This window comes from Roseateles sp. (assembly GCF_031397715.1).
GTDB lineage: Bacteria > Pseudomonadota > Gammaproteobacteria > Burkholderiales > Burkholderiaceae_C > Paucibacter_A.
Genome location: NZ_JANNMI010000172.1, coordinates 1 through 1,194, shown reverse-complemented (window position 1 = coordinate 1,194; position 1,194 = coordinate 1). Strand labels below are relative to the sequence as shown.

General features: G+C 63.2%; 3 protein-coding genes. 1 reads left to right on the top strand and 2 read right to left on the bottom strand.

Features of this window, described 5'->3' with window-relative positions; genetic code table 11:
* The coding region (locus RMO57_RS07460; RefSeq protein ID WP_310385479.1) for a BLUF domain-containing protein at positions 1-253 on the top strand (253 nt) is incomplete at its 5' end.
* Between the two features lies 1 nt (position 254).
* Here the strand turns inward: RMO57_RS07460 and RMO57_RS07455 are convergent.
* Both RMO57_RS07455 and RMO57_RS07450 read right to left on the bottom strand, forming a co-directional pair.
* Positions 255-800 carry a LemA family protein gene (locus tag RMO57_RS07455; protein ID WP_310385478.1) on the bottom strand — a complete coding sequence of 182 codons (546 nt, stop codon included), beginning with the start codon at positions 798-800 and terminating at the stop codon, positions 255-257.
* Positions 797-1,194 (bottom strand): 7-cyano-7-deazaguanine synthase (locus RMO57_RS07450; protein ID WP_310385476.1); only part of this gene is annotated, 398 nt, incomplete at its 5' end. The genes RMO57_RS07450 and RMO57_RS07455, both read right to left, overlap by 4 nt.

Below are 1,194 nucleotides of genomic sequence, written 5' to 3'. Positions count from 1 at the left end.
CATCAACGCGCGCTACAAGCAGATCCTCAGCGACGCCCGCCACCACGCCGTCATTTTGCTCAGTTATGAAGAGATCGGTGAACGCGAGTTCGCCGGCTGGTCGATGGGGCAGGTCAATTTGCAACGCCTCAATCCGGGCCTGGTGCTGAAGTATTCCGAGACCGGCCGCCTCGACCCCTACCATATGAGTGGCCGCGCGATGATGGCGCTATTTCATGAGTTGGTGAGCTCGGGCGCGATTGTCTGCAATTGACCTATAAAGACCGCGCCTCGCGAAAGCCATACAAGCTGGCCAGGATGCGGGTCGGGAATTGGGTGATTGCTTCATTGAACTGGCCGACCGCCTGATTGAAGACCTGGCGCGCGAACGAGCGCTGGCGCTCAATCATCTTCAGCTCGTCGACCAAGGCGTAAAGATCGGCATGCTCGCGCAGCTCGGCATGATGTTCCAACATCGACATCAGCCGGGTCAGCGCAGCCGCATGCACGGCGCTGGTCACCCCGAGTGTGCCGACCGGTTCGGCCACATAAGGCCTGGGCCGCGCGGCCTGCGCCGCCGCTCGCACCTCGGCCTGGGCCAACTCCAAGGCATCAAAAGTGGCCTTTTCGTTGCTGAGCAACGGCTGCAACAGGGTCAGCAGCTTGCTGCAGAGCTGCGCACGCGCCGTCAAATGTTCATCGAGCTGCACAAAAGCGGCCGCAATCGCATTGCGCAAGCGCATCAGCCGGTTGTAGGCGCCGATGCCCCAAAACAGCAGCAGGGCCGCCACCGCCCACATGGCCAGGTTCCAATCGCTCATCGCGCTGGCTGCTGCATAAATTCATCGAAACCGCGCGCACGCAGCTCGCAGGCCGGGCAGCTGCCGCAGCCGTAGCCCCAGGCGTGGCGCTGCAAACGGTCACCGAGGTAGCAGCTGTGGCTTTGCTCGAGGATCAGCGCGTTGAGAGCGGCGCCACCGAGTGTGTGCGTCATGGCCCAGGTCTGCGCCTTGGTCAGCCACATCAGCGGGGTTTCGATCGTCATTGGCGCATCCAGGCCGAGGCTGATCGCCACCTGCAGCGCCTTGAGCGTGTTGTCGCGGCAATCCGGATACCCGGAGAAGTCGGTCTCGCACATGCCGCCGACCAGCACGTTCAGCCCGCGCCGGTAGGCGACGGTCGCCGCAAAGGTCAGGAACAGCAGGTTGCGGCCGG